This is a genomic window from Sanguibacter hominis ATCC BAA-789 (assembly GCF_012396185.1).
In the GTDB taxonomy this organism is placed as follows: Bacteria; Actinomycetota; Actinomycetes; order Actinomycetales; family Cellulomonadaceae; genus Flavimobilis; species Flavimobilis hominis.
The window spans coordinates 775,270-801,730 of sequence record NZ_JAAXOW010000001.1; the positions used below are offsets into that span (position 1 = coordinate 775,270).

Genomic DNA, 26,461 nt, shown 5'->3' on the forward strand with positions numbered 1-26,461 from the left:
CGGGTTCTGCTGCGCCCACCAGCCTACGACCCCGTCTACCGTGAGGGGGTGAACCGACCGTTGATCCACGTCCCCTCCGCCCGTGCTCTGCGCACGTCCTCCACGACCGGGGCGGTCGCCGCCGCGCCGCACGACGACGTCGCCGAGCTCGTGCGGCTGCTCCGCGGCGCCCTCGACGGCTCCGGGCCAGCGGTCCTCGCGGAAGCTGCGGAGCCCGGGACCGAGCAGCTCCCGGACGTCCCGGACGACGTCGCCGTCGTCGTCGGCACGTCCGGCTCGACCGGCCGCCCGCGCCGCGTCATGCTCACGGCCGACGCCCTGCGCGCGTCAGCCGAGGCGACCGCCGAGCGGCTCGGCGGTCACGGCCGCTGGCTGCTCGCCCTCCCGACGACGCACGTCGCGGGCCTGCAGGTCGTGCTGCGCGCGGTCGTCGCAGGTTCGGACGTGACCACGGTCGCACCAGGTCCGTTCCGTCCCGACACGTTCGTCGAGGCGGTGCGCCGCATGGACGACGCCGCCCCGATCGGGGGGCAGGCCCTGCTGCGCCTCACGTCGCTCGTCCCCACCCAGCTGCACCGGCTGCTCGACGACAGCACGCCCGAGGGCGATGCGGCGGTCGCGGCGCTCCGCTCATTCGACGCGGTCCTCGTCGGAGGGGCGGCGCTGCACCCCGACCTCAGGGCGCGCGCCGAGGCCGCCGGCGTGCGCGTCGTCATGACGTACGGCATGTCGGAGACGTGCGGCGGCTGCGTGTACGACGGCGTGCCGTTGCGCGGGGTGCGCGTGCGCACCGACCCGACGGGTCGCGTCCTGCTGTCGGGCCGCGTGCTCGCGCGCGGCTACCTCGGCGAGGACGATGCCGACGGACCGTTCATCGACATCCACGGCGGCCGCTGGCTGCGCACGGAGGACCTGGGCGAGCTCGAGCTGTCCGAGGACACGATGCAGATCACGCTCACGGTCCTGGGCCGCGCCGACGACGTCGTCGTGACCGGCGGCAAGAAGGTCTCCACCGGCGCGGTCGAGGCCGCGCTGACCGGCTGGGGCGGCCTCGGTGAGGTCGCCGTCGTCGGGACGCCCGACGACCAGTGGGGGCAGGCGGTCGTCGCGATCGCGACCGCGCCCGGCGAGGCACCGACGCTCGACGACGTGCGCGCCCACGTCCGCGAGGTTCTCGGCACCGCGGCGGCGCCGCGCACGCTGCGCGTCGTCGACGCGCTCCCGCTGCGCGGCCCCGGCAAGCCCGACCGCGCCGAGCTCGCACGCCTCGCCGCCGAGGCGTGGGCCGCAGCCGCAGGGCCCGACGCCCCCGTGAGGAACTAGGCTCGTACGGTCGTCCCGCCGACCTGAGGAGAACGATGGCCACCCCCCGCCAGTGGATCGCCGGTGCCCGCCCGCGCACGCTGCCCGCCGCTGCCGCGCCGGTCTTCGTCGGCACGGGTGCCGCCGCCCAGCTCGACTCGTTCCACGCGGGTGCCGCCGCGCTCGCGCTCCTCGTCGCGCTCGCGATGCAGGTCGGCGTCAACTACGCGAACGACTACTCCGACGGGATCCGTGGCACGGACGCTGACCGGGTCGGGCCGATGCGGCTGACAGGGTCGCTCGCGGCGCGCCCCTCCCAGGTGCGGGCGGCAGCGTTCGCCTCGCTCGGCGTCGGCGCGCTCGCGGGGCTCGGCCTCGTGGCGCTGTCCGGACAGTGGTGGCTGCTCGCGGTGGGCGCCGCAGCGATCGTCGCCGCGTGGTTCTACACGGGCGGCAAGCGTCCGTACGGGTACATGGGACTCGGCGAGGTGTTCGTCTTCGTGTTCTTCGGCCTCGTCGCCGTGCTCGGCACGACCTACACGCAGGCCGGACGCATCTCGTGGGCCTCAGTCCTCGGCGCTGTCGCGATCGGCCTCATCGCGTGCGCGATCCTCATGGTCAACAACATCCGCGACATCCCGACCGACCACGTCGCGGGCAAGCGGACGCTGGCCGTCCGCCTCGGCGACCACCGGGCGCGCCGCGCCTACTGCGCGATGATCTGGGGCGCGATGCTCCTCGGCGTGCTGTGCGCGCTGACGACGCCGTGGGCGCTGTCGGTCGTGCTCCTCGCGTTCCCTGCGACGCTCCTCACGCTGCCCGTGCTCGCAGGCGCTCGCGGGCGGCTCCTCGTACCGGTGCTCGGCGGGACGGGCCTGTTCGAGCTCGCGTTCGGGATGCTCCTCGGGTTCTCGCTCGCCCTCTGAGAGGGGCGGCGCCTGCCTCAGCCCTCGGCCTCGGCGTCCTCGTCGGCCTCGTCGCGCGACGGCTTGCCTGCTGCCGCGCGGCGGGCCTCCGCGCGCTCGGCGAGGTAGATCGCAGCGAGGTCTCTCGGGCCGCGCAGCAGCACCGGAGAGGCGAGCAGCGCGATGACGACCGCCACCAGCAGGAGCAGCCAGCCGCGGAATCCCGCGACGGAGAGCAGGCCGACGCACGCCGCGAGGAGCAGGAGCCGGTAGAGGGAGTACAGGACGACGGGCATGCCTCCCAGCCTAGGCGTCTACCCTGGGAGGCATGCCCCGAGTACTTCTGACGCTCGCCGTGATCGCCCTCACCGTGTACGCGGCGACGGACGCGTGGAACGCGGAGGACGAGGACCGTCGCGGTCTTCCGCGCGGCCTGTGGCTCATCCTGATCCTCCTGCTCCCCGGCTTCGGCGCGATCGCGTGGTTCGCCCTGTCGAGCCAGACGCGGCGCGCGCGGGCCGGGGCGTCAGGTCCGCGACGCCAGCCCGGCGCGCGCCCGACGGCCGCCCCGGGCGCTGCGCCGCGGGCCGGCGGTCCCGTCGCGCCGGACGACGACCCCGAGTTCTTGTGGCGGCTCGAGCAGGAGCGGCGTCGTGCGGCGCGCGAACGTCGGCACGAGCACGGCCACGGACGTGGCGACCGGCACGGGCGCCCGTCCCACGAGACCGGCGGGGACGCGTCGGCGGCCGACGACGAAGACCCCGCAAGCCCGCAGGGCTCCTGAGGCACCGCCGGGGAGGCTCCTGACGCACGGCCCGACGACGACGAAGCGCCCGGCTGGACCGTGAGGTCCCGCCGGGCGCTTCGTCGTCTGGCCGCCGCTCAGATCTGCGAGTAGCTGTGCCTCCCGTTGAACAGGATGTTGACGCCGGTGAAGTTGAAGAGCACGCACGCGAAGCCGACGACGACGAACCATGCGGCGCGCCGCCCTGACCAGCCGCGCGTCGTGCGCGCGTGCAGGTAGGCCGCGTAGACCACCCAGATGACAAAGCTCCAGACCTCCTTGGGGTCCCAGCCCCAGTAGCGGCCCCACGCGTCCTCGGCCCAGACGGAGCCGCCGATGATCGTGAAGGTCCACATCACGAAGCCGACGGCGTTGATGCGGAAGCTCAGCACCTCGAGCTGCGCAGGCCGGGGCACCGAGTCGAGCCAGTGCCACGACGCGAGCACCCCGGAGCCGTTCGCGCGCGAGTCCTGCAGGAGCTGCAGGACCGAGGTGGCGAACGCGACCCCGAAGACGCCGGTCGCGAGGATCGCGATGCCCACGTGGATGACGAGCCAGTAGGACTGCAGCGCCGGCTGCACGCCCGCTGCCGCGACGTGGAAGGCGTTGAGCGCGACCATGAGCGCCGAGACCGACAGGATCGTCACGAAGATGCCGAGGAAGCGCACCTCGAGGCGCTGCTGGATCACGAGGAAGACGAGGACCGTGCAGAAGGCGCCGACGAGCGTGAACTCGTACATGTTCGCCCACGGCGCGCGGCCGGCCGCGACGCCACGGGTGACGATCCCGGCGAGGTTGAACAGGAAGCCGAGCCACAGCGTCGACATCGCGATGCCGAGCGGCTTCGAGCTGCGCCACGCGCCCCACGGTGTGCCCTTGCCGCGACCAGCGTTCGCGGACGCGCTCGTGCCGACCGTCGAGTCCGGTCGCGCGGACCACCCGGGGGTCGTGATCGACGTCGGCGTGATCGCGGTGGACGCGACGCTCGTCGCAGTGGCGAGCGCCGGCTGCGGGGCTGCTTCCTCGACGGGGGCGCCCGCGCGGCGCGCCATGTCGATCGCGAACGCCACCATGGCGATCGTGTACGCGGTCGCTGCACCCCACACGAGGATGTCGCTGATCTCACCGATGGTCATCGGTCGGCTCCTTCGGAGTCGTTCGTCGTAGCCCCGGGGGGCGGGATCGCGGCCGACGCCGCGTCAAGCATCGCGTCGACCTCGCCAGGGAGCCCGGCATCGTCGGTACGCGCGAGGCCTGCTGCGCTCACCACTGTACGTGCCTCGCCGTCGACCATCTCGGTCCAGGTGCGCAACCACACTCGCCTGCGCGGCGTGAAGAGAGACAGCATGAGACCGGCGAGGGAGGCGACGGCGAACGTCGCGATCCAGGTGAGCGCCGGGTCGTGCCGCAGGTCGAGAGCGACGAAGCGAGGGACGCCCGTCGCGGTCTGGGTCGGGTCGTCGGGCAGGCCGCCCCGGAAGGTGAGGCGACCGAGCCCCTCGGGCAGGTCGACGCTCTGGCCCGGCGAGAGCAGGATCGTGGCCGGCTCGTCGCCGTCGTCCACCTGGATCATCGCGTCGGTGTCGAGCTCGTAGACGTTCTGCGGGATCCCGGAGTCGAGGCCCAGGTCGCCACGCCACACGGTGAGCACGAGCACGGGGTTGCGCAGGTCGGGGTGGATCGAGCGAAGGCCGCCCTCGGTCATCTGCGCGGTCGGCAGGAGGTAGCCGACGAGGCCGATCTGGTCGCCCGACGTGACGTCGGGCACCTTGATGACCCCGCGCGACGTGTAGACGGCGTCCTCCGGGATGAACGGGACGGGCCCCGAGAACGCGACGTTGCCGTCGGCGTCGACGACCTCGACGTCAGGTGCGAAGCCGTTGCCCTGGAGGTAGACCTTGGCGCCGCCGATCTCGAGCGGGTGGTTGACCTTGATCGTCTCGGGGCGAGGCGCCTGCTCGTCGTCGCGGACGGTGACGTGCGCCGTGAAGTCCTTCGCGGCGAGGCTCGCGTCCTCGGTGAACTCTGCGTCGAAGTCGTCGAGCGTGATCGAGAACGGGTGCAGCGACTCCGGGTCGAACGCCGTGCCGGAGAAGAACGTGTCGTAGGCGCTGACCGAGTTGGCGAAGCCGCGGCCCTGCACGACGATCGCCTGCCCGCGGTACTCGAGCGCCTGGCCCACACCGACCGAGACGAGCAGCCCGAGCAGCGCGAGGTGGAAGAGCAGGTTGCCCGTCTCGCGCAGGTAGCCGCGCTCGGCAGAGACGGTGTGCGCGACGCTGTCGGGCGCGCCCGCAGGGGCGGGCTCGGTGCTCTGCTCGACGCGGAACCGCGGGAGCCAACGGGGGCCGCGCAGGTGCGCCGCCGCGGCGTCGGCCACGTCGGCGGGCGACGCGGCGACGACCCGCTCGGCGCGTGCCGGGAAGCGCTCGAAGCGGCGCGGCGTGCGCGGCGGCTTCGCGCGCAGGGCACGCCAGTGGGCGCGCACGCGCGGCGTGATGCACCCGACGAGGGAGACGAACAGGAGGATGTAGATCGCGGAGAACCACACCGACGCGTAGACGTCGAACATGCCCATCCGGTCGAGCCACGGGCCTGCGGTCGCGTGGTCCGCGAGGTACTGCTCGACTGCTGCGGGGTTCTGCGGGCGCTGCGGCAGCGCAGAGCCCGGGACGGCTGCGACCGCGAGCAGCATGAGCAGGAGGAGCGCGACGCGCATGCTCGTGAGCTGGCGCCACGTCCAGCGGATCCAGCCGACGACGCCGAGCGCCGGGAGGGGCGCGGAGCCGTTCTCGACGAACGCGTCCTCGATGCCCTCGGGGCGGTACCCGCTCACAGCGCCGTCTCGAATCCGCCGACGAGCCCAGCGAGCGACTGCGTGAGGGAGCCCCACAGCCCGGTGACGAGCGCGATGCCGACGAGGACGAGGAGGCCGCCTCCGACGCGCATCACGGCGAGACGGTGGCGGCGCAGGAACGCGGTGAGCCGCACAGACGACTCGAGGCCGAGCGCGACGGCGAGGAACGGCAGGCCGAGCCCGAGGCAGTAGGCGACCGCGAGGACGGCGCCGCGGCCTGCGGTGCCCTGGTCGAGGGCGAGCGCGTTGATCGCGACGAGCGTCGGCCCCATGCAGGGCGTCCAGCCGAGGCCGAAGACGAAACCGAGGAGCGGCGCTCCCCACAGCCCTGCGCGGGGGGCGAGGTGGAAGCGGCGGTCGGTCTGCAGCGGTGCGAGGAGACCGACGAACGCGAGCCCCATGAGGATCACGACGACGCCGAGGACGCGGGTGAGCGTCTCTTGGTGCTGCCGCAGGAGCCCGCCGACGGAGCCGAAGAGGATGCCGTACGCGACGAAGACGACCGTGAAGCCGGCGACGAAGAGCCCGACGCCGGCGAGGACGCGGCCGCGGCCGGAGGTGCGCTCCTCGGTCTGCGCGGGGGCGGTCTGGTCGTCGGTCTGCGCGGTGCCGGTCGGTGCGGCGGCTGCCGCCCCGCGCACGCGCCGCGCGTCGGCGGCACCAGCCATGCCGCCCAGGTACCCGAGGTAGCCGGGCACGAGCGGCAGGACGCACGGCGACGCGAAGGACAGCAGCCCCGCGAGGACGGCGATGGGGAGCGCGAGGAGGAGGGAGCCGCTGAAGACCGTCGTCCCGGCGTCCGCGAGGACGATCACGTCTCGGCCAGGACGTCGTCGATGATCGCGGCGATCGTCGTCGCGTCGAGCAGCCCGAGGACGCGTGCGGCGACGCGACCCTGCCGGTCGAGCACGACCGTCGTCGGGGTCGCGGCGACGGGGACCACGCCCTCGAGGGCCGACGTCGCGGCGCCCGACCGGTCGTCGACCGACGGGAACGGGATCTCGTAGGTGCGCTCGAAGGCCTGCGCCGCCCCAGCGTCGTCGGTGCGGTTGATGCCCAGGACGTGCACCCCCTGCTCGGCTCGCGACGTCGCGAGCTCGGCGAGGACGGGCGCCTCGACACGGCAGGGCGGGCACGCAGCGAACCACGTGTTGAGGACGACGACGTCGCCGCGCCACGCGGAGACGTCGACCGCCTCGCCCGTGTAGTCGGTCCCCGTGAGCTCGAGCGCGGGGCCGCGCTCGGCGGCGGCCCACGTGCGCACCGAGCCGTCGCCCGACTGGTAGCCCTGGTCGGCGATCTGGGTCGGCCCGTCGTCCGGTGCGGAGGAGCAGCCGGCGAGCAGCACGAGAGCCGCGACGGCGGCGGCGACCGCGCGTCGTGCGGCTCGGGCGGGGTGGGGGCGGGCGTTCACGGCCGGCTCAGGCTCCTGCGACCTTGGACGCGCCCGGCAGCAGGTCGGCGACGGGCTCGGAGTAGTCGAGGCCGACGAAGCGGTCGCCGTCGAAGCGCAGGGAGGTCACCGACGCGAGCGAGCACTCGCGCTTGCGCGGGTCGTGGAAGTACGGGCGGCCCTCGTACGAGGAGCGCGTGATCCACACGGGGAGCTGGTGGGAGACGAGGACGACCTCGTGACCTTCCGCGAGCCTGCGGGCGTCCTCGATCGCGGCGCGCATGCGGGCGACCTGCTGCTTGTAGGGCTCGCCCCACGAGGGGCGCCACGGGTTGATGAGGCGGGGCCAGTGCCGCGGGTGGCGCAGCGAGCCGTCGCCGACGCCGAACGTCTTGCCCTCGAAGTAGTTGCCCGCCTCGATGAGCCGCTCGTCGGTGCCGAGCTCGAGCCCGAACGCGGCTGCGATCGGGGTCGCGGTCTCCTGGGCGCGCTGGAGGGGCGACGCGATGACGTGCGTGATGTCGCGCCGTACCGGGGTGGTCCCTGCCGGGGTCGACTCGCTCGTCTCGCCGGCGAAGTGCTTGGCCACGCGGGCGGCCATCTCGTAGCCGCGCTCGGAGAGGTGGTACCCGGGCAGGCGCCCGTAGAGGATCCCCTCGGGGTTGTGGACTTCGCCGTGGCGCATCAGGTGGACCGTGGTCTGAGGCATGGGCCTAGTGTCGCAAACTTCCCGCTCGCGCCGGGTGTGGTGCTCGTCTCTGCACCGTGTGGTGGTGACCACTTGCGTTCCGGGCGGATGTGGTTGAAGATTAACTTGAAGCGGCAATCAATGCAGCCGCATGGACCTAGTCGCACACCCCAGGAGACACACCATGACCGCTCTGCCCACCGGCCTCGCCCCCGCCACCTACACCATCGACGGCTCGCACACCCAGGCCGGCTTCACCGTCCGCCACGCGGGCATCTCCAAGGTGCGCGGCACCGTCCCCGTCACCGAGGGCACCATCGTCATCGGCGAGGACGTCGAGACCTCCTCCGTCACCGCCGTGCTCGACGCGACCGCCCTGAGCACCGGCGACACGAACCGCGACGCCCACCTCCAGAGCGCCGACTTCTTCTCCACCGACGTCAACCCGACCTGGTCCTTCACCTCGACCTCCGTCAAGGCTGACGGCAGCGACTTCATCGTCACGGGCGACCTCACCATCGCCGGCGTCACGAAGCCCGTCGAGCTCGCGCTCGAGTACACCGGCTCCGCCGTCGACGCGTTCGGCGCCTCCCGCGCCGGGTTCGAGGCGTCCGTCACCATCTCCCGCAAGGAGTGGGGCATCACCTGGAACGCGGCCCTCGAGGCCGGTGGCGTGCTCGTGAGCGACAAGGTCGCCATCCTCATCGAGGTCTCCGCCGTCAAGGCCTGATCCTCGGCACAGGCACGAAGGCCCGGCGTCCCCCTGTCGCCGGGCCTTCGTCATGCCCGCCCTCAGACGGGCGGCAGGTAGTACGACAGGATCTGCAGCTCGGCCGCGACGTCCACGCTCCGCAGCGCGACGCCGTCAGGCACCGAGAGCGCCCGCGGCGCGAAGCTCAGCACCGACCGCACGCCGCTCGCCGCGACCGCGTCGAGCGCGTCCTGCGCGGCCCCGCCCGGCACCGTCAGCACCGCGAGCGACACGTCCCGCTCCACCACGAGCCGGGGCAGCTCCGCGAGGTCCGCGACCTCGACCCCGGCGACGGTCGTGCCGACCACCGCCGGGTCGACGTCGACGAGCGCGACCACCTCGAAGCCACGCGGCACCAGCCCGGCATAGCTCGCGACCGCCCGGCCCAGGTTGCCGACACCGACCACCACGACGCCGCGACGCCGCCCCACGCCCAGCGCGCCACGCACGTGCGCGCGCAGCTCTGCGACGTCGTACCCCACACCACGCTTGCCGTACGACCCCAGGTGCGACAGGTCCCGACGCAGCTGCGCAGGCTCGACCCCCGCCGCCGCCGCCAGCTCGACCGACGACGCCGTCACGACACCACGCCGCACGAGTTCGTCGAGGACCCGGGCGTACACGGGGAGCCGCGTCAGCGTCGGCGGCGGCACCGCCGTCGACGTCATCGCGCCACCCCTGACGGCCGAGCGAGCGCACGGCGCAGACGCCGCTCGTCGACCCGCCAGAACGCCTGCTGCACCCCGTCCACCAGGACGACCGGCACGTAGTCGGAGAACGTCGCGACGAGCTCCGCGTCACCATCGACGTCCACCTCGACCCACCGCTCCCCCGCCTCGGCGCACACGGCCGACACGACCTCCCGGGCGTCGTCGCACAGGTGGCAGGACGCACGAACGAGCAGCTGGACCCGCGGCGCTGCGCCGGCGGACGAGGTGGTCACCGGTTCCATACGGCAACAGTACGGACTGTCTCGCTAGAGTGGACGACATGTCGACCGCCCGCGAGCCCTCCGCAGACGAGTCGGTCGAGCCGGTTCCCGAGCAGTCGGCCGAGGCCGCCGCCGACGCGGCCCTCGACCTGGCCAGCCCCGTCGAGAGCACGACCGTCGACCCGACACGCATCGCCGCGTTCTTCGACGTCGACAACACGATCATCCGCGGCGCGAGCGCCTTCCACCTCGCGATCGGCCTGTACCGCCGTGACTTCTTCAAGATCCGCGACCTCGTCTTCGCAGCGCTGCAGCAGTGGCGCTTCATCGCGCTCGGCGAGAGCAAGGAGCAGATCAGCTCCGTGCGCGACCGCGCTCTCGGCATCATCAAGGGGCACACGGTCGCCGAGGTCACCGCGATCGGCGAGGAGGTGTGGGACCAGGTCCTGTCGCTGCGCATCTTCCCCGGCACGCGCAAGATCCTCGACGCGCACCTCGCGGCGGGCCACCAGGTATGGCTCATCACCGCGACGCCCATCGAGATCGGCGAGCTCATCGCCCGACACCTCGGCGCGACCGGGGCGCTCGCGACGATCGCGGAGCACAAGGACGGCGTCTACACGGGGCGTCTCGTCGGCGAGATGATGCACGGCGAGAGCAAGGAGGCCGGGGCGCGCGAGCTCGCGGACCGGCTCGGCCTCGACCTCGCCCACTGCTACGCGTACGGCGACTCGGCGAACGACATCCCGATCCTCAGCTCGGTGGGCCACCCGTGCGCGATCAACCCGGAGCCGCGGCTGCGGCGCCACGCGAAGGACGTCGGCTGGCCCGTGCGGGAGTTCCGCGGCAAGCGCCGCCTCGCGAAGAGGGGCGTCAAGACGGCCAGCGCGGCAGGCGCCGCCTGGGCGATCTCGCTCGTGCTGCGCTCCGCCCGCCGCGCGATCTCGCGCCGCTGACCAGTGGCACCAGACCCGGGGCCCGCGCTCAGGCTCACACCAGGCGTGCCAGGCGGGCGAGCGCAAGGTCGCACATCGCCGTCAAGACGATGTCCTGGACGGCGTCGGCCAGCCGCCCCGCCACCGAACCTGCCAGCGGCGCGAACGTCACGTCCTCGGCCCACACCACGAGCGTGCTCCGCGGCCCGCACGGCCGAACGGCGACGTGCGCGCGACCCGCGAGCAGCGGTCCAGTCTTCTCGAGCTCGGCCCACCGCGCCCCCCGCTGCGTCTCACGCACCGCCAGCACGCTCATCCGGTCGACCACGAACCGCGCAGACACCGCGACGACGCGGTCCCCTGCGCGCACCGTCCGGTCCGGAGCCGCGATCTTCGTGAGCGGGATCAGCCGCTCGTGCTCGCGCAGGTTGCCCACGAGCGCCCAGACGTCGTCGACCCCCGCCTCGACCACCCGGCGGCGGACGACCCGCGGCACTGCGGGGCGGTCAGCATCCTCGGCCGAGTGCCCTCCGCCAGTCACCAGGCGCAGCAAGAGCCCCCGTCCCGAGGGAACGAGGGCTCTACGCATGAGGGCGCCGCGGCGTCCTTACTTCTTGTTGCGACGCTGGTGGCGCGTCTTGCGAAGCAGCTTACGGTGCTTCTTCTTCGCCATACGCTTGCGACGCTTCTTGATAACGGAGCCCACGGGTCCTCGCAATGTCGATCGGTAGCTTGCACGGCACACCGGGAGGCACCGCGCTCGGAAAGTCCGTCCGCCAGTCTAACCCCTGCCGCACCCTGCCCGCGACACAGGTGTCAGGAGGACTTCAGGTCCCGCAGGTCCTGAGCCCCACCGAGGTACTGCTGCAGCGCCTCGACGGGCACGCGGAACGACTTGCCGACCCGGACCGCCGGGATCTCGCCCGAGTGGACGAGGCGATAGACGGTCATGCGGGACACACGCATCTCGTCGGCCACCTCGGCGACGGTGAGGAAGCGAGGCCTCGCGGCGGCGTCAGACATGCAAGCGCTCCTCGTGTCGAACCTGGTCAGGTGGGTCTGCGGACGCACAGCCTGGGCCGCGCGTGCAGCACACTCTAGGCCCTGCGCGACTCACGAGGGAAGATGCTTCACCCTCCCAGGAAGGACACCCCACCTGCCCGTCAGTACGCCTCGGGGTGCAGCCCGAGCAGCGGGAAGACCGCGGACCGCGTCGCCATGACGGCGCGGTCGACACCGTCGGCCGGGTCGTACCGGCCGGACCAGGACGGGTCCGCGTGCTGCTCGTCCCCGTCCTCGTCGATGACCGCGGGCGGCTCGGCGCCGACCTCCCGGCGCACGCGCTCACGCCACTCCTCGGGGAGCGGGGTGTGCGCAGGCACGGGCACGTGCGCGGCCTCGGCGAGGAGGCTCGCCCACACGCGCGGCACGACGTCGACGACCGCGTAGCCCCCGCCTCCCAGCGCGACCCACCGGCCGTCGCACAGCTGGTGCGCGAGGGCGTGCATGCGCCGCACGGCGGCGCGCAGCGCAGCCGTGCTGACGCGCAGCGACGAGAGGGGGTCGTGCGCGTGGGCGTCGCAGCCGTGCTGCGTCACGAGGACCTGCGGCCGGAAGTCCATGAGGACCTCGGGCACGACGCCGTCGATCGCGCGCAGCCAGCCCGCGGGTCCCGTGCGCGCCGGGAGCGCGACGTTGACCGCGCTCCCGGGCGCGCGCGGGCCGCCGGTCTCGGTCGGGTAGCCCGTGTGCGGGAAGAGCGTCGCAGGGCTCTCGTGGACCGACACGGTCAGCACCCGCGGGTCGTCCCAGAACACCTTCTGCACGCCGTCCCCGTGGTGCGCGTCGAGGTCCACGTACGCGACGCGCTCCACGCCGTCGTCGAGGAGCGCGCGGATCGCGACAGCGGCGTCGTTGTAGACGCAGAACCCCGACGCCGCGTCCGGCATCGCATGGTGCATGCCGCCCGCGACGCTCACCCCGTGCAGGGCGTCGCCGCGCCAGACGGCGCGGGCCGCCGCGCACGTGCCCGCGACGATGCGCGCGGCGGCGTCGTGCATGCCTGCGAACAGCGGGTCGTCCTGCGTGCCCAGCCCGCGGTGCAGGTCGCGCACGCCGCCCGACGCCGCGTGGACCGCCGCGACGTACTCAGGGGTGTGGACCGTCCCGAGGAGGGGGTCCGGGGCGATGCCGGCGTCCGCGACCACGACCCCGTCCGCGTCGAGCACCCCGAGGGCGCGCGCGAGCTCGATCGTCAGGTGCAGGCGCAAGGGCGCCATCGGGTGCCCCGGACCGAAGTCGTAGCCGAGCAGGTCCGCAGCCCACGCCACGTGCACCGTCACCGCCATGACCGTCACGCTAGCGCGCGGCGTGCTCGACGGCGCGGCACGTCCAAGTCACCCACCGCGCAGCCGCGGAGGTGGCACCATAGGCCAGTACGCCGCACGGAGAGGGAGGTGACCGATGGCGCCGAAGCTGTCGGCACCGCTGTGGGCCGGACGGGAGCTCGTCGACCGTATCGCCCGCCGCTCCCCTGCCCGCCTCGCGCTCATCACGTTCGCCGGCGTGATCGCCGTGTTCACGGCCCTCCTCAACCTTCCCGCCGCGACCTCGAGCGGCGTACGCGCCCCGTTCGTCGACGCGTTCTTCACCGCGACGTCCGCGGTGTGCGTGACCGGTCTCGTGACCGTCCCCACCGGCACCTACTGGTCGGTGTTCGGCCAGGCCGTCATCCTCGCCGGGATCCAGGTGGGCGGTCTCGGCGTCATGACCCTCGCGTCGATCCTTGGTGCGGCGGTCTCCCGGCGCATCGGCCTCACGCAACGGCTCCTGACCGCGTCGGAGACGAAGACGACACGGCTCGGCGAGGTCGGCTCGCTCATCCGCGTCGTCGTCATCACGTCGCTCACCCTCGAGTCGGTCATCGCGGCCCTCCTCCTGCCGCGCTTCCTCGCGCTCCACGAGACGTTCCGCGAGGCGCTCTGGCACTCCGTGTTCTACGCCGTGTCCGCGTTCAACAACGCCGGGTTCATCCCCACCGCTGAGGGGCTCGTCCCCCACGCGGGCGACTGGCTGCTGCTCCTGCCGATCATCCTGGGCGTGTTCATCGGTTCCCTCGGCTTCCCCGTGATCCTCAACATCGCGCGCGTCGGCCGTCGCGCGAGCCGGTGGAACCTGCACACGAAGCTCACGCTCACCGTGTCGGGCGCGCTCGTCGCGCTCGGCGCGGTCCTGTTCGCAGCGTTCGAGTGGCGCAACGACGAGACGATCGGCCCCCTCGGGTGGCCGGCCAAGCTGCTCACCTCCCTGTTCGCGGGCGTCATGCCACGCTCGGGCGGGTTCTCGGTCGTCGACACGGGCTCGATGAAGGAGTCGAGCTGGCTCATCACGGACGCGCTCATGTTCGTCGGCGGCGGCTCGGCGTCGACCGCAGGCGGCATCAAGGTCACGACGCTCGCCGTGCTCATGCTCGCGATCATCGCGGAGGCCCGCGGTGACCGCGACATCGAGGCGTACGGCCGGCGCATCCCGCGCGACACCCTGCGACTGTCGATCGCGGTCGCGTTCATCGGCGCGACGGCCGTCCTGATCTCGACGCTCGTGCTCCTCGAGATCACCGGCTGGTCCCTCGACGTGCTGCTGTTCGAGACGATCTCCGCCTTCGCGACGTGCGGCTTGTCGACAGGTGTCACCCATCTGCTCCCCGAAGAGGGCAAGTACGTCCTCATCGTGTTGATGTTCGTGGGCCGCACCGGCACCATGACTCTTGCTGCAGCCCTCGCCCTGCGCGACCGCCGTCGCGTCATCCGGCTGCCCGAGGAGAGGCCCATCATTGGCTGACAGGAACACACCGGCGAGCACCCAGGACGCGGGTGTCCTCGTCATCGGTCTCGGGCGCTTCGGCGCCTCTATCGCGACGACCCTCGACCGTCTGGGGCAGGACGTCCTCGCGGTCGAGCGCTCGGCCGCGCAGGTCCAGCACTGGACGGGGCGGCTGCCGCTCGTCGAGGCCGACGCGACCAACCCCGAGGCGCTCGAGCAGCTCGGCGCACGGGACTTCCCGGTCGCGGTCGTGGGCGTGGGCTCGTCGCTCGAGGCGTCCGTCCTCATCACGGGCAACCTCGTCGACATCGGCACGCCGCAGATCTGGGCGAAGGCCGTCTCCGCGGAGCACGGCCGCATCCTCCAGCGGATCGGTGCGCACCACATCGTGTTCCCGGAGGCCGACGCAGGCAACCGCGTCGCGCACCTCGTCTCGGGCAAGCTCATGGACTACATCGAGGTCGAGGACGGCTTCACGATCGTCAAGATGCGCCCGCCGAAGGAGACGCAGGGCTTCACGATCGAGCAGTCGAAGGTGCGCGCACGCTACGGCGTGACCGTGATCGGTGTGAAGCCGCCGGGGCAGGACTTCATCTACGCGACGCCCCAGACCCGCATCTCGGCGAACGACATGCTCGTCGTCTCCGGGCACGCCGAGCTGCTCGAGCGGTTCGCGGCGCGCCCCTGAGGGCGCGAGCGAGGGCCAGGTCTGGCCTTCGCCTCAGCCAGACCTGACCCTCCCGGGGCCGCCGGTTCTCCACTCCGTCGACCCCGGTGCGGCGGGGTGGCACCCATGCGGCCACCCCGCCGCACCGGCGACCTCCGAGGAGGCCGCCGGTGCTTCTAGCGGCGGACGGTGAGGGTGGTGGTCTTCGCGGCCTTGTTCGCCGACGACGAGCCACCGAACGTGACCGTCACCTTGTAGGTGCCCTTGCCCAGCCGCGGCAGCTTCACCGACGCCTTGCCGTTCGCACCCACCGACACCGAACGCGTCACCACCGTGCGGTTCTTGCCCTTGACCTTCGAGGTGACCTTCACGCCCACCGTCCCGGCCCGCGAACCCACGCTCGTCACGCTCACCGCGAGCGTCGCCTTCGACCGCGCCGACACCTTCTTCGGCGCCACCTTCACCGACACCTTCGAGCTCGCCTTGACGACCTCGAGCACCACCACGTCCGACGACCCCGCAAACCTCGCGTCACCGCCGTACGAGACCGTCAACGACCGACGACCCACCGCGACGTCCTTGACCAGACGCACCGTGGCACCACCCTGCTTCAACGTCGCCGACCCGACCACACGCGCCCCATCGAGCACACGCACCTGACCCGACGGAACCCCGCCAGCACCAGAGACCCGCACCCGCACGCTCGCAGCCTTGCCGAACGACACCCGCTCCGGAGCAACCACCGCCACCGTCGCCGACGGCGCCAGCACCACACCCGCACGAGGCACCACCACCGAACCCACCGGCTCGACGTTCCCCGCACGATCCACACCACGGAACTCCACCGTGACCTCACCCGAACCCACCACCACCGGACCCGAGTACGTAGCCCACGCGGTCGGGGTCGAGCCGGTGACGAGGCGGTACTCGATCCGGGCGACGCCCGAGCCGCCGTCGGCGCTGCGCAGCGTGACCGTGCGCGCCACCGCGTCGACGGTCGCGCTCGTCACGGGCGGGGTCGTGTCAGCCGGCGCCGGCACGACGAGCGTCCCGGACGTCGAGCTGGCCCCGACCACGTCGTAACCGAGGTACGCGGCGACGACGTCGACCGACCCGGCACGCAGGGTGTCGGGGAGCGTGACGCGCGCCTTGCCGTCGACGAGGCGGACCGTCGTCGACCAGGTGTCGCCGACCGAGAGGCGCACGGAGCCCACGACCTGCCCCTTGTCGCTCGCGACGACCGTGACGTCGGCGCGAGACGCGGTGCCTGCCGGGGCCGGGGTGAGCGTGAGCTGCGTCGTCGACGTGACCGCTGTGGCGGGGTTGCCACGGACGGCGTCGAGCTCAGCCTTCGTCACAGGCGCGACCGTGCCGTGCCGCGGGCTCGTGGGGAGCGTGTACGGCGACGGGATGACCCAGGTCGGGTCGTCGAGGCTCGCCGAGTGCATCGGGATGAAGCCGCGGCCGCCGTACTCGTCGACGAACAGGTAGTAGCCGCCGCCGTTGACATCGCCCTCGTTGGCCTTGAAGATCGTCGGCCCCTCGAGCGCGCGGGTGCTGGCCTTCTGCCCGATGCAGTCGGTCACGTGCTCCCACTCGGACAGCGGAGCGGTGAGCGTGCGCGAACGCTCCTGGATGATGTCCGTGCAGCCGCTCGCCGAGCCCTCGTCCTTCGTGAACCGGTGGTACCAGCCGTCCTCCTTGAGGACGGTCGAGTCGATGAGCGACTTGCCCGAGTCCTGCCAGACCTTCGCCTCGCTGAACGTCACGAAGTCACGCGTCGTCGCATACATCATGCGGTTGTACTGGCTGCCCGTGTGGTCCGGGTCGTCAGCGGCGAACAGCTTGGACGCCCAGAACACGACGTACGCGCCGAGCTCGTCGTCCCAGTACGCCTCGGGTGCCCACGTGTTGCCGGCGTTGTCCGGGGACACCTTGACGTGGCGCTGCTCGGACCAGGTCTGCAAGTCGGTCGACTCCCAGACCTCGATGTACTGGCTGCCGTGTCGCTGCGCGACGTCCCAGTCGCCGTTGCGGCCGATCGAGAGGTCGGTCGCGATGAGGTACCAGCGGTCGCCCTGCGGTGAGCGGATGAGGAACGGGTCGCGCAGGCCCTTCGTGCCCTGGGTGGACTCGAGGACGGGGGTGCCGGCGTTGAGCTCGTCCCACCGGAGGGCGTCGTTGCCGCGGCTCGCTGCGAGGTAGATCTTCTCGCCGGCGATCGAGTTGCCGGTGAAGTAGGAGAACACGTAGCCCTCGGTCGGCACCGCACGCGGCGCAGCCTTGACGGTGAGCCGGCGGGTGGACGTCGCGGTCGCGGCGCCGTTCACGACGTGCGCCGTGACGGTGACGACGACGTCGTCCTCGCCGTAGGCGGGGCGTGTCACCTCTCCCGTGGCGGTGACGACGTCGGGAGCGGAGCTGGTCCACGTGATGGCCGAGCCGAGCGGGCCGGTCGTCGGGAGCGTGATGTGACCGCGGACGTCGTCCGGGGAGACGAGCTCGACGTGCTCGGCGTCCCAGGCGGCCTTCTCGGCCGGGGTGACGTCGGGCAGGACCGTCGCGGCGAAGGTGCGTGCCGTGGACGCGGTTCCCTTCGTGAGGGTCGCGGTCAGCACGACGTCGGCCGGGTCGCCGCCGGCGGCGGGACGCGTGACGCGGCCTGTCGCCGAGATGACGTCAGGCTTGTCCGAGGACCACGTGACGGCGACGCCGCCGGCGAGCGCGGGGAGCGTCAGGTCCCCGCTGACGGCGGTCAGGTCGCCGAGGTCGAGGCTCGCAGCCGCGTCCGCGAGGACGTCGTCGATCACACGGTCGGCAAGGTCGGCGACGTCGCCCGCAGGGAGCGCGTGGTCGTAGACACGGAAGTCGCGCAGCACTCCCTTGAAGGAACCGTCGGCTGCGTAGGCCGAGCGGCCGAGGACGTTGCGGGTCGTGACGCCGCCGCCGATCGAGCCGGGGGTCACGGAGACACCCTCGGTACGCCTCACCTCGACGCCGTCCTCGTAGAGGATGCCGGTCGTCCCGGTCTGCGTGTAGGCGATGTGCTTCCACACGCCCTGCGTGAGGTTGCGACCCGCGGACGTCACGTTGCCGCCCTCGCCGCCCCAGGCGCCCTGGCTGAGCGCGACGCGGTACGGGAACGCGGTCGTGAAGAGGTACCCGTTGCCACTCTGCGGGCTCCCGACGGCGAGGTTGCCGAAGTTGTAGATGAAGTGGTTCCCCTGGAGCGCTGGGTCGACCCAGACGTCGGTCGCGACCGTGATCGAGTCGAGCCCGGCGAGGATGTTGTCCGGCATCCTGATGGCGTTGCCGCTGCTCGCGGAGCCGCCGGAGAACGTGAAGCCGTCGCCGTCGTTCCAGGTCGTGGGGCCGTCGACGGTCCCGTCGTTGTCGTTGCCGGACGAGTCGACGGCGACGGTGCCGGCGGTCTCGTCGAGCTTGTACCAGGCGACCATGCCCGCGGGTGCGGGGTCGGCGGCCTGCGCGGGCGCTGCCGCGAGGCCGGTGAACGTGAGGGCGGCGATCGCCGACCAGGCGATCGCCCGGCCGGTCCGGGATGCCGGCCGGGTGGTTGGTGCAGTCATGTCACTCCTTCGTGAGGGGGTGGGGTGGGCCCTGGAGGACGGGCCCACCCCCGGGGACGGCGCGCGGCGCCCGTGGGGGTGGGCGTCGCGCGCCGGGTCCTTCGGGGACCAGGCCTAGCGGCGGACGGTGAGGGTGGTGGTCTTCGCGGCCTTGTTCGCCGACGACGAGCCACCGAACGTGACCGTCACCTTGTAGGTGCCCTTGCCCAGCCGCGGCAGCTTCACCGACGCCTTGCCGTTCGCACCCACCGACACCGAACGCGTCACCACCGTGCGGTTCTTGCCCTTGACCTTCGAGGTGACCTTCACGCCCACCGTCCCGGCCCGCGAACCCACGCTCGTCACGCTCACCGCGAGCGTCGCCTTCGACCGCGCCGTCACCTTCTTCGGCGCCACCTTCACCGACACCTTCGAGCTCGCCTTGACGACCTCGAGCACCACCACGTCCGACGAACCCGCAAACCTCGCGTCACCGCCGTACGAGACCGTCAACGACCGACGACCCACCGCGACGTCCTTGACCAGACGCACCGTGGCGCCACCCTGCTTCAACGTCGCCGACCCGACCACACGCGCCCCATCGAGCACACGCACCTGACCCGACGGAACCCCGCCAGCACCAGAGACCCGCACCCGCACGCTCGCAGCCTTGCCGAACGACACCCGCTCCGGAGCAACCACCGCCACCGTCGCCGACGGCGCCAGCACCACACCCGCACGAGGCACCACCACCGAACCCACCGGCTCGACGTTCCCCGCACGATCCACACCACGGAACTCCACCGTGACCTCACCCGAACCCACCACCACCGGACCCGAGTACGTAGCCCACGCGGCGGAGCCGGTGCGCGTCTCGATGCGGGCAACGCCCGACGTCGCGTCGTCGGCCCGGACCGTGACGGTCCGGTTCTTCGCGTCGACGGTCGCGCTCGTCACGGGCGCGGTCGTGTCGACGTCGACGCCGACCACCGCGACGGACGAGACGTTGTCGGTCGTGTCGGTCGCACGGGCACGGACCTCGTGCCGTCCGTCCGTCGTGAGCGTGACCGACGCGGTACCGCCCGCGGTGCGCTGCCAGGCGCCGCCGTCGACAGAGACCTCCACTGAGGCCACGCCCGAGTCGTCGCTGCCCGTGGCGGTGACGGTCACAGGGCGCGAGGTCCACCAGCCGGCGCTGCCGGTCGGGGTGGCGGGAGCGATCGTGAGCGCGACCGTCGGGTCGACGGCGTCGCGCACGACGACCGTCACGGACGCCTCGACGGGCGAGCCCGCGACCGGCGCCGCACGCAGGATGAACGTGCCGCGCTCGGCGTACTGCGCCGGGTCGATCGTCGGCCAGGTCACGGGCACGGCCCGGGTCGAGCCGTCACGGTAGGTGACGATCGCCGTCGCCGGGAGCGTCGGGGCGACGCCTTCGCGCGTCGTGACGGTCTGCGCCGCGATCGAGTCGACGAGCAGGTCCGGCTGGTAGGCAGCGAGCAGGTTCTCGTACTCCGTCTGCGTGATCGGCAGGACGGTGCCGTGCCGAGGGCTCAGCGGCAGGTCCGCCTGCTCGGCGACGCTCGTCCACGTGCCAGACTCGAGATCGGTCGACGCGAACGGCACGTAGCCGCGACCGCCGTGATAGCTCGGCTGGTCCTGGAACAGGTACCAGGTGTCCTGGCCGCCGGTGTTCACGTCGCCGTCGTTGGCCTTGAAGATGGTCGGACCCTCACCGTTGGTGAACGCGCCGCCCCAGCCGTTCGGCTGACCGACGCCGACGGCCTCCTTGATGAGCTGCCAGCCCGGGCTGCTCGACGTCGTCGGCAGGGAGCCCTCGATGCGTGCGTGCAGGTCGGTCGACTTCTCCTGGCGGACCGTCATGGACGCCTCGTCCTTGGTGAAGCGGTAGTAGACGTCGTCGTGCTCGACGACGGTCGAGTCGATCGTGCCCTTGCCGCTGCCGCGCTTGACGTCGATCCACGTCTGCGGCTCGGTGAACGTGACGAAGTCGCGCGTGCTGACGACCATCATCCGGTTGTAGCTCGTGCTCGCCGACCGCCCCGTGGTGCTCGTGGTCTCGTAGAGGTTGGACGCCCAGTAGACGAGGTAGCTGCCCGTCGACTCGTCCCAGTGCGCCTCAGGCGCCCACGTGTTGCCCGCGTAGTCGGACGACACCTTGACGTGCCGCTGGTCCGACCAGCTCACGAGGTCGGTCGACTCCCAGATCTCGAGGTAGAGGCTCCCGGTCTCCTGCGCGGTCCCGAAGTTGCCGCCCGCAGCGATCTGCAGGTCGGTCGCCAGGAGGTAGAAACGGTCTCCCTCGGGGGACCTGATGATGAACGGGTCGCGCAGGCCCTTCTCGCCGTACTCGGAGGTGAGGACGGCGCGACCGTCGTTCAGCTCGTCCCAGTGCAGCGCGTCGTTGCCCTTGCTCGCGCCGAAGAAGATCTTCTCGCCACCGGCCTGCTCGCCCGTGAAGTACGGGAAGAAGTAGGCGGCGGGCTCCTCGGCGACGGGTGCCGGCGCGACGCGCGCGGTGAGCTGGCGCGTGCCGGTCGCGACGCCCGCAGCGGCGCTCACGGTGAGGGTGACCTCGACGGGGTCGCCTCCTGCAGCGGGCCGCGTCACCTCGCCGGTCGGCGTGATGACGGCGGGCTTGTCTGAGGTCCACACCAGGTCGACGACGCCGACCCTGGCGGGGAGGAGGACGTTGCCTCGGACATCGCTGAGGTGGGGGATGTCGAGCCCGTCGAGCACGTCGTCGACCACCTGCTGCAGGGATTGGACGTTCACGACGAAGTCTCGCGTGACCGCTGCGCCGCCGAGGCTGACGGTCGCGGTGAGCGTGACCTCGACCGTGTCGGCTGTCGGGACGACGTGACCCGACGTCGAGACGACGTCCGGGTCGCTCGACGACCACGTGATCTGCGAGCCGCCCGCGCCGCGCGTCGGCAGCGTGAGGTCGCTCCCGACGTCGGTGAGGTCGCCGAGGTCGATCGCCTGGGCGTCGGCGGCGCGCACGGCGTCCGCGTCGAGCAGACCGTCGTACACCTTGAAGTCGCGGATCTTGCCCTTGAACGAGTTGTCCGGGTAGGCCGAGCGGCCCAGGACGTTGCGCGTCGTCGTCCCGTCGGGCTCGCCGAGGTCCTTCGGGGACACGGTCAGGCCGGACGTCGAGGCGACGAGCTGGCCGTCCTCGTAGAGGCGGGCGGCGCCGGGCTCCGCGACGGAGCCGCCGTCGACGACGTACGTGAGGTGCTTCCACACGCCGGTCGCGATGCCGCCGGGCCGGGAGACGGACTGCTCGGTGTGGTAGCCGTCGGACGCGATCGTGGCGCGCAGGCGTGAGCTGGAGTCCTTGCCCGTGACGAAGAGGTAGCCGGTACCGTTCGGGTAGGTCGCCGGGTTGCCGAAGTTGAAGATGAAGTAGTTGCCGGACAACGACGCGTCGACCCAGACGTCGAAGTCGATCGTCACGTCGTCGACCCCGGCGAGCAGGTTGTCGGGCAGCGTGATCGCGTTGCCGCTGTTGTTGCCGCCTCCCGAGAAGGTGAAGCCGTCCCCGCCGTTCCACGTCGCCGCTCCGGCGACCGTCCCGTCGCGCCCGTTGCCCGACGCGTCGGCGGCCACGCCGCCCGACGTCTCGTCGAGCTTGTACCAGGCGAGGAGGTCGGGCTCGTCCCCGGCAGCCTGCGCGGGAACCGTGGCAAGACCCGTGAGGGCGACGGCGGCCGCCGTCGTCCACGCGGTCCCGAGCGCTAGCCACCGGCGGTGCGCTGTCCTTCGTTCTCTCATGTCACTCCTTCGTGAGGGGCGAGGTAGGCCGTCAGCTCCTCGTCCTTGAGCAGCTGCCGGACCCGTCTCCGGGCGCGCGGGAGCGCACGGTCAGGTCCGACCGATCGGCGAATCCCCGTCCCTCCCCGCTGGGGAGCCGCTCCGGTCGGACGGGCGAGCGGCGGTCCCGGCGCAAGGCCGGGTTGGGCTACGACGGGCACGGGAGCCAAGCTCTCGTGCCCGTCGAGCCGGTGCGCGGGGTGGAGTCCCGCGGGCGACTGTCAAGGGTGGGCGGGTGGACTGTTCGGGGACGCGAGCGCGTCCGGGGACACGCCTATCTCTGGCGTCGCGTGACGATCACGCGCTGCAGGATGACGAAGCCGAGGAGGACGACGCCGATGAACACCTTCGTCCACCAGGAGTCGAGGCCTTCACGTGCGATGAGCACCTGGATGAGGCCGTAGACGAGCACGCCGACCCCGGTGCCGAGGACGTAGCCGCCACCGCCCGCGAGGAGCGTGCCGCCGATGACGACCGCGGCGATCGCGTCGAGCTCCATGCCGATGCCCGTGAGGTTGAAGCCGGACTTCGTGTAGAACGCGAACAGGATCCCGGCGATGCCGGCGCACGTCCCGGAGATCACGTACACCCAGAGCTTGGTGCGTCCTGCCTTGAGGCCCATGAGCTGGATCGCGTTGCCGTCGTCGCCCATGCCGACGCCGTAGACCGTGCGTCCGAAGCGCGTGTAGTGCAGCACGTAGAACGCGAAAGCGAGCACGGCGAGCGCGACGATCATCGACAGGTTGATCTTCCAGATGTCGCGTCCCTCGCCGAACTTGATCGACCACGACGCGAGGGAGGCGAAGCCCTCGTCCTTGATCGCGACGGACTGGACGCTCACGACGTTGCACAGGCCGCGTGCGAGGAACATCGCGGCCAGCGACGCGATGAACGGTTGGATGTTGAAGTACTGGACCAGCACACCGATGAGCAGGCCGAACGTCGAGCCGATGAGCACGCCGATCACGAGTACGACCGGGAGGGGGACACCCATCGGCAGGAGGGTCGCGATGACGAGGCCGACGAGGGCGACGACGGCGCCGACCGACAGATCGATCCCGCCGGTGAGGATGACGAACGTCATGCCGATCGCGAGGACGAGCAGGTAGGCGTTGTCCTGCAGGAGGTTGGAGAACAGCTTCATCGAGATGAAGCTGCGCTCCCCGCCGTACCGCGCCTGCCCGATGCCGAGCATGATCACGAACGTGAGGATCGTGCCGGCGATCGGCAGGAACTCCGGGGCCAGGAACCGGCCGAGCCTGCGGCGGACCATGGGCTTCTTCTCCGAGGGGCTGGGGGTGGACGTGCGCGGGGCGGGGGCGGTCGTCGTCATCACCGGGCCTCCTCCTTGGTCGGGGCCGGTACCGCGACGGCGGCCGCCACCAGCGACCTGCGGCGTCTCGGCGCGAGGTACTCGCGGAGCTTCGGCGACTGGGCGACGCAGACGAGGATGATGACGAGCGCCTTGAACAGGGGCGTGATCTGCGACGGGATGTGGAAGATGATGACCGCGCGCTCGATCGTCGAGAGGATGAGCGCGCCGACGACCGTGCCGGAGAGGTAGAACTTGCCACCCGAGAGCGCCGTCCCTCCGAGGACGACGCACATGATGGCGTCCATCTCCTTCATGAGGCCGATGTTGTTGGCGTCGGCCGCCATGGTCGGGGCGCCGTACACGATCCCGGCGAGGCCGGCGAGGACGCCCGCGAGGATGTAGACGAACCACGTGATGTTCCGGGACTGGACCCCCGCGAGGCGGCTGGCCTCGCGGTTGATGCCGATCGACTCGAGGAGCATGCCGAGAGCCGTGCGCCGGACGAGCACCGCGACGCCGACGAGGGCGAGCAGCGCGATCACGACGGGGGTCGGGACGCCGAGGACGAAGCCTGACCCGAGGTACTTGAACGGTGGGCTCGTCACGGTCGTGATCTGCCCCTTGGTGATGAGCATCGCGACGCCGCGACCGGCGACCATGAGGATCATCGTCGCGATGAAGGGTTGGATCCCGAGGACGGAGACCATGAAGCCGTTGAACGTCCCTGCGACGAGTGCGACGAGGATGCCGAGCCCGACCGCGACGACCACCGTGCCGACGCTCCCGGCGCCAGGGTTGCCGTCGAGGTAGGAGAGCGAGACGGCGAGCGAGATGGCCATGACCGCGCCGACCGAGAGGTCGATGCCGCCGGTCGCGATGACGAGTGCCATGCCGAGGGCGAGCAGGAGCGGCGTCGCCGCGTAGCGCGAGATGTCGACGAGCTGGCCGAACAGGTGCCCGTCGCGGATCTCGACGTCGAGGAAGACCGGGTTCTTGATGCCGCACGCGATCACGAGGAGGACGAGCGCGACGACCGGCCAGAAGAGCTGGTGGTGGACGATGCGGCTGACCACGGAGACCGGCGCGGTGCGGTAGGAGCCCGAGGGGGCGGCGGGTCCGGTCGGGTCGGCGGTGAGGGTCACGGTCGGGCCGCTCATCACGCCACCTCCTTCTTGGCGATGGCCTCGAGGATCGTGTCCTGGTCGACGTCGGGGCTGTTGGTGATCGAGTCGACGAACCTGCGGTCGCGCAGCACGTCGATGCGGTGGCTAACGCGGAGCACCTCCTCGAACTCCGAGGAGATGAAGACGACGGACATGCCGTCGGCGGCGAGCTCGGCGACGAGCTTCTGGATGTCCGCCTTGGCGCCGACGTCGATGCCGCGCGTGGGTTCGTCGAGGATGAGGATGGTGGGCGCGGTGGCGAGCCACCGCGCGAGGAGCACCTTCTGCTGGTTGCCGCCCGAGAGGTTCTTGACGAGCATGTTGGGGTTGGCGGGGTGGATGTTGAGGGCCTTGACGTACTTGTCGACGAGCTCGTCGAGCTCGCGCTTGGGCACCTGCTTCCACACGCCGCGGACGGTCTGGACGGCGAGGGCGATGTTCTCGCGGACGGTGAGGTCCCCGATGATGCCCTCCTTCTTGCGGTCCTCGGACGAGAACGCGATGCCGTGCTTGAGGGCCTGGAGCGGGTCGCTCAGCTTGACGTGCTTGCCGTCGAGCTGGAGCTCGCCCTCGCCGGGCTTGTCGGCGCCGCACAGCAGGCGCACGGCCTCGGTGCGACCGGAGCCGAGCAGCCCGGCCAGCCCGACGATCTCACCGGGGAAGACGTCGAGGTCGTACGGCTCGATCGAGCCGTCACGCCCGAGGCCGACGGCGTGCAGGGCGGGCGTGCCGTGCTCCTGCTTGGCGTCGAACGCCGCCTGGGCGCCTCGTTCGATCGCGTCGAGGGCTGCTCCTTCGCGGCCGATCATCTTGCCGATGAGTTCGCGGCGCGGCAGGTCGGCGACGAGGTGCTCGCCGACGAGCCTGCCGTTGCGCAGGACTGTGAGCCGGTCGGAGATCTCGTAGATCTGGTCGAGGAAGTGGGAGACGAAGAGGATGGCGACGCCTGCGTCGCGCAGCTCGCGGATGACCGCGAAGAGCTCGTCGACCTCGGCCTTCTGCAGGCTCGAGGTGGGCTCGTCGAGGATGAGGACCTTAGCGTCGACGACGGTCGCGCGGGCGATCGCGCAGAGCTGCTGCACGGCGATCGAGTGTGCCGAGAGCAGCGACGACGTGTCGATGTCGAGGTGGAGGCGCTCGAGGTACTCGGCGGCCTGCCGGCGCATCTTGCGCCAGCTGATGAAGGGGCCGGTGCGGGGCTCGTGGCCGAGCATGACGTTCTCGGCGACGGACAGGTTCGAGCACAGGTTGACCTCTTGGTACACCGTGCTGATGCCTGCCGCCTGGGCCTGGTCGGGCCCGCTGAAGCTGTGCTCGACGCCGTCCACGAGGATCGTGCCGCTCGTCGTCTGGTAGACGCCGGTGAGGGCCTTGATGAGGGTGGACTTCCCTGCGCCGTTCTCGCCCATGAGGGCGTGCACCTCACCGGGGAAGAGGCGGAAGTCGACGCCGTCGAGGGCCTTCACGCCGGGGAACTCGATGGTGATCCCGGTCATCTGGACGATCGGAGCTGCGGTGCTCCCCGCCGTCTCGGTCATTGCTGCC

At 71.6% G+C, this 26,461-nt stretch carries 24 protein-coding genes; 7 read left to right on the plus strand and 17 right to left on the minus strand.

Annotation, left to right across the window (positions count from 1 at the left end; genetic code table 11):
* Window positions 1-48: 48 nt before the first annotated feature.
* Window positions 49-1,323 (plus strand): AMP-binding protein, encoded by a 1,275-nt coding sequence (locus HF995_RS03550; protein WP_350308716.1) that lies wholly within the window; start codon window positions 49-51, stop codon window positions 1,321-1,323.
* A 35-nt stretch (window positions 1,324-1,358) separates the two neighbouring features.
* Window positions 1,359-2,228 carry a 1,4-dihydroxy-2-naphthoate polyprenyltransferase gene (locus HF995_RS03555; protein ID WP_168446395.1) on the plus strand — a complete coding sequence of 290 codons (870 nt, stop codon included), beginning with the start codon at window positions 1,359-1,361 and terminating at the stop codon, window positions 2,226-2,228.
* 17 nt (window positions 2,229-2,245) lie between these two features.
* Here HF995_RS03555 and HF995_RS03560 read toward each other — a convergent pair whose 3' ends face one another.
* Window positions 2,246-2,503 (minus strand): DUF4229 domain-containing protein, encoded by a 258-nt coding sequence (locus HF995_RS03560; protein ID WP_168446396.1) that lies wholly within the window; start codon window positions 2,501-2,503, stop codon window positions 2,246-2,248.
* 32 nt (window positions 2,504-2,535) lie between these two features.
* Between HF995_RS03560 and HF995_RS03565 the strand changes: the two genes are divergently transcribed.
* Window positions 2,536-2,991: a PLDc N-terminal domain-containing protein gene (locus tag HF995_RS03565; RefSeq protein WP_168446397.1), complete on the plus strand. Its 456-nt coding sequence runs from the start codon at window positions 2,536-2,538 to the stop codon at window positions 2,989-2,991.
* Window positions 2,992-3,089: 98 nt separating this feature from the next.
* On the opposite strand, the gene ccsB is transcribed toward HF995_RS03565, so the two are convergent.
* The 5 genes from ccsB to HF995_RS03590 are packed head-to-tail and all read right to left on the minus strand — an operon-like array spanning window position 3,090 to window position 7,950.
* On the minus strand, window positions 3,090-4,127 hold the full coding sequence (gene ccsB / locus HF995_RS03570; RefSeq protein ID WP_168446398.1) for a c-type cytochrome biogenesis protein CcsB: 1,038 nt from the start codon (window positions 4,125-4,127) through the stop codon (window positions 3,090-3,092).
* Window positions 4,124-5,827 carry a cytochrome c biogenesis protein ResB gene (gene resB, locus HF995_RS03575; RefSeq protein ID WP_168446399.1) on the minus strand — a complete coding sequence of 568 codons (1,704 nt, stop codon included), beginning with the start codon at window positions 5,825-5,827 and terminating at the stop codon, window positions 4,124-4,126. The genes ccsB and resB overlap by 4 nt, the downstream gene beginning before the upstream one ends.
* The gene (locus tag HF995_RS03580) at window positions 5,824-6,660 is read right to left on the minus strand and encodes a cytochrome c biogenesis CcdA family protein (RefSeq protein ID WP_168446977.1); all 837 of its coding nucleotides are present in this window, start codon (window positions 6,658-6,660) and stop codon (window positions 5,824-5,826) included. Before HF995_RS03580 ends, resB begins: the two co-directional genes overlap by 4 nt.
* Complete coding sequence (locus HF995_RS03585) at window positions 6,660-7,262, minus strand: TlpA family protein disulfide reductase (RefSeq protein WP_350308718.1); 603 nt, start codon at window positions 7,260-7,262, stop codon at window positions 6,660-6,662. The genes HF995_RS03580 and HF995_RS03585 overlap by 1 nt, the downstream gene beginning before the upstream one ends.
* A 7-nt stretch (window positions 7,263-7,269) precedes the next feature.
* Complete coding sequence (locus HF995_RS03590) at window positions 7,270-7,950, minus strand: histidine phosphatase family protein (RefSeq protein ID WP_168446400.1); 681 nt, start codon at window positions 7,948-7,950, stop codon at window positions 7,270-7,272.
* Between the two features lie 163 nt (window positions 7,951-8,113).
* Between HF995_RS03590 and HF995_RS03595 the strand changes: the two genes are divergently transcribed.
* A complete protein-coding gene (locus tag HF995_RS03595; RefSeq protein WP_168446401.1) occupies window positions 8,114-8,659 on the plus strand; it encodes a YceI family protein in 546 nt (181 codons plus the stop codon).
* Between the two features lie 62 nt (window positions 8,660-8,721).
* Here HF995_RS03595 and HF995_RS03600 read toward each other — a convergent pair whose 3' ends face one another.
* Together HF995_RS03600 and HF995_RS03605 are read right to left on the minus strand one after the other, a co-directional pair.
* Entirely contained in the window at window positions 8,722-9,348 is a 627-nt protein-coding gene (locus HF995_RS03600) for a redox-sensing transcriptional repressor Rex (RefSeq protein ID WP_168446402.1), read from the minus strand.
* Window positions 9,345-9,632 (minus strand): glutaredoxin family protein, encoded by a 288-nt coding sequence (locus tag HF995_RS03605; protein WP_168446403.1) that lies wholly within the window; start codon window positions 9,630-9,632, stop codon window positions 9,345-9,347. Before HF995_RS03605 ends, HF995_RS03600 begins: the two co-directional genes overlap by 4 nt.
* Before the next feature lie 38 nt (window positions 9,633-9,670).
* On the opposite strand from HF995_RS03605, the gene HF995_RS03610 reads away from it, so the two are divergent.
* Window positions 9,671-10,567, plus strand: a complete 897-nt coding sequence (locus HF995_RS03610; RefSeq protein WP_168446404.1) for an HAD family hydrolase — start codon at window positions 9,671-9,673, stop codon at window positions 10,565-10,567.
* A 34-nt stretch (window positions 10,568-10,601) separates the two neighbouring features.
* Here HF995_RS03610 and HF995_RS03615 read toward each other — a convergent pair whose 3' ends face one another.
* From HF995_RS03615 to HF995_RS03630, 4 genes are all read right to left on the minus strand, one after another.
* A complete protein-coding gene (locus HF995_RS03615) occupies window positions 10,602-11,087 on the minus strand; it encodes an SRPBCC family protein (RefSeq protein WP_168446405.1) in 486 nt (161 codons plus the stop codon).
* Between the two features lie 66 nt (window positions 11,088-11,153).
* Complete coding sequence (locus HF995_RS03620; protein WP_003792170.1) at window positions 11,154-11,252, minus strand: 30S ribosomal protein bS22; 99 nt, start codon at window positions 11,250-11,252, stop codon at window positions 11,154-11,156.
* Between the two features lie 110 nt (window positions 11,253-11,362).
* Window positions 11,363-11,569: a helix-turn-helix domain-containing protein gene (locus HF995_RS03625; protein WP_168446406.1), complete on the minus strand. Its 207-nt coding sequence runs from the start codon at window positions 11,567-11,569 to the stop codon at window positions 11,363-11,365.
* Between the two features lie 140 nt (window positions 11,570-11,709).
* Window positions 11,710-12,894 (minus strand): acetoin utilization protein AcuC, encoded by a 1,185-nt coding sequence (locus HF995_RS03630; protein WP_168446407.1) that lies wholly within the window; start codon window positions 12,892-12,894, stop codon window positions 11,710-11,712.
* Window positions 12,895-13,009: 115 nt separating this feature from the next.
* On the opposite strand from HF995_RS03630, the gene HF995_RS03635 reads away from it, so the two are divergent.
* On the plus strand, window positions 13,010-14,386 hold the full coding sequence (locus HF995_RS03635) for a TrkH family potassium uptake protein (protein WP_168446408.1): 1,377 nt from the start codon (window positions 13,010-13,012) through the stop codon (window positions 14,384-14,386).
* Complete coding sequence (locus HF995_RS03640; RefSeq protein WP_168446409.1) at window positions 14,379-15,056, plus strand: potassium channel family protein; 678 nt, start codon at window positions 14,379-14,381, stop codon at window positions 15,054-15,056. The genes HF995_RS03635 and HF995_RS03640 overlap by 8 nt, the downstream gene beginning before the upstream one ends.
* 155 nt (window positions 15,057-15,211) lie before the next feature.
* Here HF995_RS03640 and HF995_RS03645 read toward each other — a convergent pair whose 3' ends face one another.
* The 5 genes from HF995_RS03645 to HF995_RS03665 form a co-directional block, all read right to left on the minus strand.
* Window positions 15,212-18,622, minus strand: coding sequence for an immunoglobulin-like domain-containing protein (locus tag HF995_RS03645; protein ID WP_168446410.1), 3,411 nt, complete (start codon window positions 18,620-18,622; stop codon window positions 15,212-15,214).
* Window positions 18,623-18,736: 114 nt separating this feature from the next.
* Window positions 18,737-22,399, minus strand: a complete 3,663-nt coding sequence (locus tag HF995_RS03650; RefSeq protein ID WP_168446411.1) for an OmpL47-type beta-barrel domain-containing protein — start codon at window positions 22,397-22,399, stop codon at window positions 18,737-18,739.
* Between the two features lie 313 nt (window positions 22,400-22,712).
* Window positions 22,713-23,771, minus strand: a complete 1,059-nt coding sequence (locus tag HF995_RS03655; RefSeq protein WP_168446412.1) for an ABC transporter permease subunit — start codon at window positions 23,769-23,771, stop codon at window positions 22,713-22,715.
* Window positions 23,771-24,910 (minus strand): ABC transporter permease, encoded by a 1,140-nt coding sequence (locus HF995_RS03660; protein ID WP_168446413.1) that lies wholly within the window; start codon window positions 24,908-24,910, stop codon window positions 23,771-23,773. Before HF995_RS03660 ends, HF995_RS03655 begins: the two co-directional genes overlap by 1 nt.
* Window positions 24,910-26,454, minus strand: coding sequence for a sugar ABC transporter ATP-binding protein (locus HF995_RS03665; RefSeq protein ID WP_168446414.1), 1,545 nt, complete (start codon window positions 26,452-26,454; stop codon window positions 24,910-24,912). Before HF995_RS03665 ends, HF995_RS03660 begins: the two co-directional genes overlap by 1 nt.
* Window positions 26,455-26,461 lie beyond the last annotated feature (7 nt).

What these genes read in the sequence shown, in the direction of transcription:
- HF995_RS03555 (WP_168446395.1), top strand. Translation starts at nt 1,359, where the DNA reads ATGGCCACCCCCCGCCAGTGGATCGCCGGTGCCCGCCCGCGCACGCTG.
- HF995_RS03560 (WP_168446396.1), bottom strand. Translation starts at nt 2,503, where the DNA reads ATGCCCGTCGTCCTGTACTCCCTCTACCGGCTCCTGCTCCTCGCGGCG.
- HF995_RS03565 (WP_168446397.1), top strand. Translation starts at nt 2,536, where the DNA reads ATGCCCCGAGTACTTCTGACGCTCGCCGTGATCGCCCTCACCGTGTAC.
- ccsB (WP_168446398.1), bottom strand. Translation starts at nt 4,127, where the DNA reads ATGACCATCGGTGAGATCAGCGACATCCTCGTGTGGGGTGCAGCGACC.
- HF995_RS03590 (WP_168446400.1), bottom strand. Translation starts at nt 7,950, where the DNA reads ATGCCTCAGACCACGGTCCACCTGATGCGCCACGGCGAAGTCCACAAC.
- HF995_RS03595 (WP_168446401.1), top strand. Translation starts at nt 8,114, where the DNA reads ATGACCGCTCTGCCCACCGGCCTCGCCCCCGCCACCTACACCATCGAC.
- HF995_RS03600 (WP_168446402.1), bottom strand. Translation starts at nt 9,348, where the DNA reads ATGACGTCGACGGCGGTGCCGCCGCCGACGCTGACGCGGCTCCCCGTG.
- HF995_RS03605 (WP_168446403.1), bottom strand. Translation starts at nt 9,632, where the DNA reads ATGGAACCGGTGACCACCTCGTCCGCCGGCGCAGCGCCGCGGGTCCAG.
- HF995_RS03610 (WP_168446404.1), top strand. Translation starts at nt 9,671, where the DNA reads ATGTCGACCGCCCGCGAGCCCTCCGCAGACGAGTCGGTCGAGCCGGTT.
- HF995_RS03625 (WP_168446406.1), bottom strand. Translation starts at nt 11,569, where the DNA reads ATGTCTGACGCCGCCGCGAGGCCTCGCTTCCTCACCGTCGCCGAGGTG.
- HF995_RS03630 (WP_168446407.1), bottom strand. Translation starts at nt 12,894, where the DNA reads ATGGCGGTGACGGTGCACGTGGCGTGGGCTGCGGACCTGCTCGGCTAC.
- HF995_RS03635 (WP_168446408.1), top strand. Translation starts at nt 13,010, where the DNA reads ATGGCGCCGAAGCTGTCGGCACCGCTGTGGGCCGGACGGGAGCTCGTC.
- HF995_RS03645 (WP_168446410.1), bottom strand. Translation starts at nt 18,622, where the DNA reads ATGACTGCACCAACCACCCGGCCGGCATCCCGGACCGGCCGGGCGATC.
- HF995_RS03650 (WP_168446411.1), bottom strand. Translation starts at nt 22,399, where the DNA reads ATGAGAGAACGAAGGACAGCGCACCGCCGGTGGCTAGCGCTCGGGACC.
- HF995_RS03655 (WP_168446412.1), bottom strand. Translation starts at nt 23,771, where the DNA reads ATGACGACGACCGCCCCCGCCCCGCGCACGTCCACCCCCAGCCCCTCG.
- HF995_RS03660 (WP_168446413.1), bottom strand. Translation starts at nt 24,910, where the DNA reads ATGAGCGGCCCGACCGTGACCCTCACCGCCGACCCGACCGGACCCGCC.
- HF995_RS03665 (WP_168446414.1), bottom strand. Translation starts at nt 26,454, where the DNA reads ATGACCGAGACGGCGGGGAGCACCGCAGCTCCGATCGTCCAGATGACC.